Raw genomic sequence first — 8,606 nt, forward strand, 5'->3', positions numbered from 1 at the left:
ATGCAGCCCGATCTTTTTCGCTGCCGGGTGATTCGTGAATCAAGCCGTGTGGTTCGATGAACGTCACGTACTGCTTGCCATCAACCAAGAGCCAGAGGATGAAGTCTGGGAAGAAGTTCTGTGCCTCGAAAAATCCGACGCCACGTCCGCGACTACGGTTGCGAAGCAAGAATAGCTCGGCACCTTCCTTTTCAAACTGCTTCTTCTGCTTTTGGCAGTGTTTCACCAAGTCGCTGACAAATTGAAATTCACTTTCGTTCAGCGATACCGGCAAGACCTTGATTTTCCCGCCGCGGGCAACGTGGAATAGCGGTTGGAATAGATGACCGCCGAAGCGGGCGACGTGAAGGTCACGGAACTTCAGTAGTTCGTCCTTGTTCTTTTCGATGTCTTCTTGCATCCGTTTAACCGATGCAATCACCTGTTCTTCGCTACCATCGACGATTAAGTGATACTCGTCTTCCTGTGGGAAGTTGTCATCCTCGGCGGTTAGATCGCGGTACTCCAATCGAGGCTCAATGAATTCGGCCTTGCGGTAGTTGTACAGCCGGTCGCAGTACGTTTTGACCAAGTCCTCTGCGATCAACTGCCACAACCGAATGTCGGCAAACTGTCGCCCCTCGAGCCGCGCCTTGGGCACCCGAATTCGATACCACGATCCGTCAAGCAGAATTGCCCGCAGCGCGTCACGAGTGATGTTCAGGTTGTACTGGCTCTTCTGTCGTTTGTTTCGTTCAGCTTCAAAAAACAAAGCATCCATGTTTAACAGCGAAACGTGACGCTGCGTAAAGACGCCTTCGTCCGGCTTCGTCTTATCCACCGAATCCTTCTTGGACCGCTCCATCTGAATGCGGGGGTACCAATCGGACACCACGAAATTCTTCTGCAAATACTCGGGAACCTCGCCCACTTGCGGCACCCGACCGTCACGTTTGAAATCGTACTCACGACCGTCGTCCTGTTTGCGTTTGGGACGCAGGATTTGCAGTCGTTTGCCAAAGTCGTACGTCACGTTCAACGGAACGATGAACGTGTGGCGTCGTTCGTTGCCGGGCAAACCCTCTTCTTTCAGGAAGTCGCGGAACTTCTCCATGAAGTCCGACTCGACGCCGAACACGTTCAGCGTCTCTAGCTCCTCGATGAAGGTTGGCTTGGAAGGTGCATAGGTGTGGCCGCTACGTTTGAGCGACCAATTCCATCCCTTCAAGCGGACACCGCGGCCGAACAGTTGGATGATCTGGGAACCTTCGGTTTTGCCGACGTGCATCAAGCCCATCGTGCTGACGCGCCAGCAGTCCCAACCCTCGACAAATGTTTTGGCACCGACGAGCAAATTGATCGGGGAACTGCTGTCCCGAACACCGGCAAACATTTTGTCGCCGAACTCAGTCTCATTTACCTGTAACGACTCGTCGCCGGGACCGGTGAGACGCGACAAGTGATCGCAGAGGCCTTTTGCGTCTCCAACGTTGATCAAGCCGAACGGGTCTTCGGAGACACCGCACCGCATGCCGATCTCCCGGCCGTCACCCTTCACACGCGATAGGACCAACGAACCGCCCGCGTGACTGTGGAAAACGCGGCGGAGGATGTCGGCGTACATCAGGTCGATCGACTCGCCCTCGCCAAGTTGACGAGCCAGATGCTGGAACGCTCCCTCGAAAATGTCACGATTATCCTTGTCCAGCAATCCCGTCTCCGCTCCGGTGGCCGTTAAGATCGAATTGATCTTCGCCTTCGCATCCTTGGCGTCATGCAGGAACCGAGCCACGAATTGCAGAATCTTTGCCACGTCTGTGGCGACGGCCGTTTCGTCCTTGGTCCACTTCTTGCCGCCGGTGACGCTTTTGCCCACGAACACCCACAGCGGTTTTTCCAGGTTGAAGGCAACGAAGTCATCTTGTCGCTGCTCGTAAATCCGGAGCTGTTGGTAGTACTTGAGCAGACAGGCGGCCAAGTACATCTGCTCGATGTCAGTGTTCTTGCGAGGCTTCTTTTTCTTGTCCGTTCCTGTCTTCTCATCGGCCTCCGCCGGTAGGTTCAGGATCTGGTAGTCCTTGCCGAAACCGTCTTCGTAGAAATAGCGGTACGAGTAGTCAAACAGGATGCACTTGGCATAAGAGTTCTCGATGTCGACATTCTTCGATGCCGCCACCGCTTGCTCGATCGTCGCCGAATACTCGAACGTGAACCCCCGAGCGCAAAGCGCATTGCGATTGGAAAGCCAAACGCCTTCTTCCTTTCCGCTGATCCCCCGGTGCCCTTCGTCAACAAGCAGCAGGTTTTGGTCACCCAGGCTGCGGACGGCGATCTGCTGCGGTCCGTCTTTGTCGGCCAGCTTGGTGATCTCCATGATGTCGACCCAAGCCAAACCCGTCACCTGGTTGTTCAGCAGCGGCTGTGATCCGTCGTATCGTTCTCCTGGAATGCCGCTCTCTTTGAGTTCATCAGCGTGCTGAACGCTCAACCGGTCATTAGGCGTCAACAGAATGACCCGAGACAAATCATCCTCGTGACCAGCCTGTTTGGCGTAGTGAGCAAACTGCAGCAGATTCACATGCATCAACAGCGTTTTGCCGCTGCCCGTCGCATTTTGCAAACACAGCTTATTCAGATCGTCGTCGACGAACGGTGGCACATCGGCGTATTCCGTCCATCGTTCATTGAATCGTTTGACGAACGCATTGAGTTCGCTCAGCAGGTCGCCTCGCCGATGAAAGTAACGGTCCAGATAGATCTCGACGAACAGCAACGTCATCCACTGGTAATACTTCCATTGGATCTCACGTTCGCGGCCCTCGTTGATCGTGTCGGTGTGTCGGCCGATGTTCTCTTCGTATCTCAGCAGCGTCGCCCGATCTATCTCGCCTTCTTGAAAGAACGACATGTCGACCAGGTTGGCAAAAAAGTGGTGAATGCCATCGGTCTTACGCCCTTCTCCACGCGGATCTTTGATCTTTTCAACCAAGCGATGAAACGCCCTTACCTTCTTTTGGCTGTCGCCGATCGTATACTCGCGCAGCGGATCGACGCCCATCAGGCTGATCATCCACTGATTCAGCACCAACTGATTACGAAACTTGTGGGGCTTCGGGCCAGAGGCCTTGGATTTACGTTTTGATTTTTTCGCCATGTTATACGTCCTGTACGTCCCACATCAGGCGATGAAAGTCTTCTTCGATCAGCCGCACCTTCCAGGTTTCTTCATCCCGTTTCAAATTGGGAAGATTGTTACTGCCGTTCACGTAGATCGTGTCGAACTCAAAGTCGCGAGTACTAATTCGGTTCTGCTGAAAGAAGCAATCCAACATCAGATTGTCTTTCTCTAAGTCGCCCGTAAGCCGACGCCAGACAATGAGAATTTTGTCACGAGGCCCATCGGGATCGCTCAAGTTCTTCGGCACCCAGCCTTCGATTTTGCGGAACCACCAAGGCCGATCCTTGGCCGGTGTGTTATCTGGCTTGTCGTCGCATTGTTTGAACGTGCCGTATTTCAGTCGGCCCTTTTCATCTGGACCGGACCAGCCTTTGACGCATAGCCGCGTTTGCTGATCTTCGGGCAACTCAGGATCGGTGGGACGCTCAAACTTGGCGTCGAAAGTTTGGGGAGCGGCAAAGTGTTCAACACGAAGACCGATCAACCAGTTAAAGGTCTCGATCAGGTCGACGTTGACTTCGCGACTGGCATCCGATCCAGGGATTTTTACCTGCAACTTGTACGCGTTCGGATCAGCGAAGCCTTCGACGTTTAGCAGGGATTGTGAGCCACGCGATTCCATGTCGAGCATGTATCGCAGCTTGTAGTCGAGCGCCATTTCTTTTGGCAGCTCTCTGCTTGATTTGCGTGCCGGCGAGTCTTCGTCGAACAGCTTGTCGAGGTTATTGAGGGTGTCTTCGTAGGATTCAAGCCGAATATACTTCACAATGCGCGGACTTCGGTCAACTTCCTCTTGTGTCGGAAATCGACTTGCTCGACCGCTTTTCCATTCTGACTGAAATGACACTTTCTTAATTCTAGGCAAAACAACCGAGTCAAAGTGCTTTCCCATCTCGATAAGTATGAACCGGCGGTTTCCACCATCTTCGCGATTGCGGTCAATCACCGCGTGCCCAGTGGATCCTGACCCCGCGAAAGCGTCAAGAACAATACTTCTGAGATCGGTAACGAATGGAAGCAGCGTATTTAAAAACTCGACTGGCTTCGGATTCTTAAAAACGTCTCGCGAACCAAATAATCTCTCTAGATTATTGGATCCTTTTCGCGCGTCCATGTAGACTACGCTGCGAAGTGGAAAACGCACATCAACGAGGTGTACCTTTAGTTCCGGAATCTTCTTCTCATTCTCTCCGAAGATAATTCGATCTTCGGAGAGAAGTTGTTCCATTGTTGATTCGGAAAAACGCCATCCCCAAAAAGGTCTATCGCACGGTTTCTTTGTCACGGGGTGAATTACGTCGTACGTTGGTCCTTTCTTACCTGGGTTTTCCATATTGCGACGGGCAGCATAGGGGCCTTTTGCATCAATACGACGATAGCGATAGAGATCGCCAAGTGTTTCCCGCTGAGCTTTGCAGAACTCAGCAAAATTCGCTCGCAATTCGTGGAGGTCCATCCCAGACTCGGCGAGGTCAGAGTATTTCGTCAGCATTATCTGCTTTGCATCACTGTCTGCTGTACTCCAAACCGGTTCAAGTTCGGCTTTGTCGTTTGCGTAACAGACAACGTACTCATGTTCGGTCGCGATTCTCGTCGGATTGTTGTCTGTCGCCCCTTTCCAAACCACAGTACCAATCCTGTTGTCGATACCAAATTGAGTGTCAAGCAAAAACCGGAGGTTTGCTAGTTCGATGTCGTTAATGCTTGTTAATGAAATACCGTCCGAGCACAGCAGTGGCTTGGCTAGAGAAAGCCGATCGGAAAACATGGTCTGCCAGCTCGAATGGCTGTAGTTGTCTTTGTAAGCGAATCCATCGCCACCCGTGTTGTAAGGTGGGTCGCTATAAACACATTTAACTTGCCTCGAAAAACGTTTCCCAAGAAAGGCAAGGCCCTGAAAATTTTCAGCGTTAACTAAGACCCCATCACTAAAATCGTCGAGTTTTGAGATTGCTTGCAGCAAACGATGCTCAAATTCTAACGTAAAATGTTTGGTGTCGATAAAGAGCGAGGGCAGTGTGTCTAGAAGATCAGTAGCGCTCTCAGATTCTTGAAAGAGACTTTCGTTTTCATCAGCGACAAGGCCGAAAACTCCAAGTTGTTCCCACTCAGTTCGTTGTGCCTCATTTCCGGACACTTCGCTGATTAGTTCGTCCCTTTCTGATTCGTCAGCGATTTCGGCGAACATGCGTAGAGCGATGCAGTAGTGGGTTTCTAATACAAACCTCTTCTTCAACCAAAGTCGCTTTTGAAAATCTTCAAGTTGGTGGAGGAAATCTATGATCGGTGAGCCAACGCGACGAATCATTCGCAATCGACTAAGTGAGAACTGAATGTCACTTGGCTGGGCATCTCCAATGTCGTCCAGATGGAGTACTTCGTTCTTGATGTAGAAATCAAGCTCACGTTTTAAAAAGCCGCCGAGATCTTTGTGAATGAAGTAATCGGAGTTGTTTCGAGCTGTGTATTGCGCGAAATACTTTTCGAGCAGCGGGCGTCCTTTTGATTCTTGGTCGGAGCGAGCGTTGCAAGCATTCGGTGATAATCCGCCGCGACGACATTCCCTTTTAGGTCTTTCAACTGCGACAGAACCAGTGTCGCAGCTTCCGCATTTTTCTTTTCCTGCCACTTTGCGTCCGTTCCTGACTTGTTCGGATCGACTCGATAATCGAACCGGCAAACCAACTCACCTGATTCTTCTTCAAATTCGATCGGATTGTCAGCACGGATCAGGAAGAACCTCGACGCGTTTTCCGCAGCTTTAACGTTGTTGTGCTCGCCTTCGCTGGCCGCGACCACTCGGAAATGTATTCGACGCGGTTGCTTGTCGAAGTCGTCTTGCTCAGACAAGAATTCGACCTGGTCCCCTTCGCGTCGGTTGATCTGCTCCTGCTTGCGAACGCCTTCTACGAGATCAACCGTATAATTGCTGAAGTGTTCGGCCGTCTTGATGTAGTACTGGTCCGCATTGGCCCAGTGCAGCTTGACCTCCTCGCCGTTGTAGGGAATTGCATAAGGAGCGGCACGACCAGGTGTTTCTCTGGCGTAGTATCGACGTGACGAGAAATCGCCAGTCTCGTAGTAGCGTTCAAAAAAACGAAACAGATGGTCGTAAACGTCGGCTTCGATCTTCGCCGTGTCCCCGGCGGCAGCGGCGGCGGCTTGAGCGGCGAGGTATTCTTTGCCAGGGGGTGTTTGATGAAAGTGCTCGGCCAAGTTTCCGGCGGCGTCGATCGCCGTGTCGCCAAGGGACTGTTCCACCTTTGTCCGTGCAGCGGCCAATTTGTCTTCGACGTTTCCGGCCGCGTGACCGGCGAACTCCGAAGCGACCAGCTTGGGAAGGTCTTTATCGAGGAACTTGCGTACCTCACGCGAACGCGCGTGCATGATTCGGTAGAAACCGAAGTCGAGGTCGGGTTGGTCGAGTTGAAAAAGTTCTTCGAGCTTCTCGGTCAGTCGGGTGCGGAGTTGTTCTACAGAGGGCATATCAAAGCGGTTTCGATGACGGTTGGTTTATGAGTTGTGAGCCGTAGGCAATAGCCTCGGGTGTCAGTGTTGTTCCGTTGTCGCGTGTTAGTCCTGCGGCCAGCGCCGTGGTTCAGGTGACTCGCCAACGGATGTGGAACAAGGTTTTGGATTCGGTTGTCTGTTGCATGCGTCGCTCGAGTGAGTCGATCAATTGGTCTCGCTTGACTGCAATCTCGTCTTCGATGTCGAAGATCTGCTGCCGTAGCTTGCGTTTCTTCTGTTCCAAACTCCGGACTTTGTCTTGCAGTGTTTTCTGCTCGTCCATTGTCGTGGCTAGTCGGGCTTCGCGACTGGTGGCTCGGATTTGATTCTTGGTGTCGTCCAGTTCCTTCTGTGCCGCAATCTCCATGTCCTCGGCCCACTGCTCCAACTTTTCACGGGCTTCGTTGAAGTGGCGGTTGTTCTGTTCCAGAGACCGGTTCAGGCAAGCGCGAACGTGACGATCGGCGTCACCGACCAAACGGTCGCTGATGTCGTAGCCGGCGATAGTTTCGCCGACGGCTGCTGCGTCGGGTACCACACGGGCGTTACAGAGGAACAGCTTTTCGCATGTTTCCTGGTCCAACGACCGGCCGTCGTCCGCATAACCGGAAAAGAGCAGGTACTCTTCGCGATCAAATGAGTCGACGCGCAGATGTGTGAGCGTCAACACTCCGCTGTGTCCACGTAATTCTTCGACAAGCGAGATCCGCGTCGGGTGTCCGGATATGTCAAAGATGACTTCGGCGGGCGGTGCGGGGTGCGTCTTACCGCTGAGCAGGACATGTTGACCCAGCGGATGGCTGAGCCGATACAAAAATTCGCCGACGACTTGTTCAACATCCGGTTGCTTGGAGATCAGTTGGTACCGTCCTGGCTTGGCCGCCGGGACGGGAGATCGCTGGAGATCAAACTCGAGTTGCTGGTCATCGAAGACCGCGTCGGCTGCGAGGATGAACCGGGTCAAGACCCAGAACATGTGGCCGATCGCGTCGAGTCTGGCTCTGGCTCCGTCCAGGTTGAACCGTAGCCGAGCGTGGACGTCTTCGTCAAAGTGCTCCAAGAGAATCTGTCGCGTCGCTTCGATTCGCTGTTGGATCGTTTCGTCGAGTTCGGTTTGCAGCGACTTGAACGCAGCTTCGATTTCTTCGGTGCTGCGACATTGCTGGTAGATGTCGAACACACGACGCTCGAAGTCGACACCGGATTCAATTGTGCCGAGCACGTCGTCGGAGGCTCCGAAGACACCGTCGAAGAGATGAAACTTCTGCTCCAGCAACTCGTAGACTCGCCGATCTGCGTCATTACGTTCGTTCAGAAAATTGATGACGACGACATCATTCTTCTGACCGTATCGGTGACACCTACCGATGCGTTGCTCGATCCGCTGGGGGTTCCAGGGCAGGTCAAAGTTGATGACGAGGGAGCAGAATTGCAGGTTGATTCCTTCCGCGGCGGCTTCAGTGGCGATCATGATTCTCGCTGGCCCGCGAAACTCGTCGATGATCGCAGTTCGTACGTCGACGGCGCGTGAACCGGATGCACGTCCGCTGTCGGCGTTCTCTTCGGCCCAACGTCGGTAGAGCTGCGTGGAATCGGGATCGTTGTTGGTGCCGCTGAACGTGACGACGCTGCCGGCGTACCCGTTGCCTTCCAGGAAGTCTTTTAAGTAGGCCTGGGTTCGCCGCGATTCGGTGAAGACGACGGCCTTGGGCGCGGCTCCGGCTTTTTCCAATTCGGCAAAGCCAACGTCGAGGGCGGTTAGGAGTGCACGGGTTTTGGTGTCGACACCGATGCTGCGTGCCCACCGGATGTAGTCGCCGAGTTCTTCAATTTCCGCATTGAGTCGGGCTGGATCAATGGGTTCTTCTTCGGCGTCTGGCTGAGTCGATTCGGTGTCCGTTGAATCGTCAACCAATTCTTCTTCGTCTTCGAGCAGTTC

At 53.1% G+C, this 8,606-nt stretch carries 4 protein-coding genes; all 4 read right to left on the reverse strand.

The window, feature by feature from the left end; genetic code table 11:
* Positions 1–3,133 (reverse strand): DEAD/DEAH box helicase family protein (locus RMSM_RS21155; RefSeq protein ID WP_008700989.1); only part of this gene is annotated, 3,133 nt, incomplete at its 3' end.
* Between the two features lies 1 nt (position 3,134).
* Positions 3,135–5,465, reverse strand: coding sequence for a site-specific DNA-methyltransferase (locus RMSM_RS21160; protein ID WP_008700991.1), 2,331 nt, complete (start codon positions 5,463–5,465; stop codon positions 3,135–3,137).
* A 101-nt stretch (positions 5,466–5,566) separates the two neighbouring features.
* Complete coding sequence (locus RMSM_RS21165; RefSeq protein WP_008700993.1) at positions 5,567–6,643, reverse strand: hypothetical protein; 1,077 nt, start codon at positions 6,641–6,643, stop codon at positions 5,567–5,569.
* Positions 6,644–6,755: 112 nt separating this feature from the next.
* Positions 6,756–8,606: helicase-related protein (locus tag RMSM_RS21170; RefSeq protein WP_040768694.1), on the reverse strand; the 1,851-nt coding region annotated here is incomplete at its 5' end.

The sequence above is a fragment of the Rhodopirellula maiorica SM1 genome, from assembly GCF_000346295.1.
In the GTDB taxonomy this organism is placed as follows: Bacteria; Planctomycetota; Planctomycetia; order Pirellulales; family Pirellulaceae; genus Novipirellula; species Novipirellula maiorica.